The organism is Streptomyces sp. MBT53, from assembly GCF_016654115.1.
Classification (GTDB): Bacteria; Actinomycetota; Actinomycetes; order Streptomycetales; family Streptomycetaceae; genus Streptomyces.
In genome coordinates this window covers 1-390 of sequence record NZ_JAEQAZ010000522.1, presented here as the reverse complement: position 1 = coordinate 390, position 390 = coordinate 1, and the positions used below count along the sequence as shown (strand labels likewise).

The following is a 390-nucleotide window of genomic DNA, read 5'->3' as shown; positions in this document are numbered from 1 at the left end:
CCATGGAGGCGGCGGCCCAGCGGGCGGCTGTCTGCTCGTCCGGGGGGAGCAGGGCGCGGGCGAGTTTGCGTTCGGCGGCTGTGGTGGCGTTCGGGGGGTACTGGACGCCGGTGACGGCGCGGGCGAACACTCGGCGGACGTTGGTGTCGAGTACGGCGTGGCGCTGGCCGTAGGCGAAGGAGGCGACGGCGGCGGCCGTGTACTCGCCGATGCCGGGGAGGGCGAGGAGCTGGGCGTGGTCGGTGGGGACGTCGCCGCCGTGCCGTTCCGTTATGGCGGTGGCGGCGCCGTGGAGGCGGAGGGCTCGGCGGGGGTAGCCGAGGCGGCCCCAGGCGCGGACGGCTTCGCCGGGGGCGTCCTGGGCGAGGTCGGCGGGGCGGGGCCAGCGGG

1 pseudogene is annotated in these 390 nt (G+C 77.7%); it reads right to left on the bottom strand.

The features are described 5' to 3' along the window. Positions 1-390, bottom strand: a pseudogene (locus tag JHN45_RS52580) (A/G-specific adenine glycosylase); the annotation flags it as partial.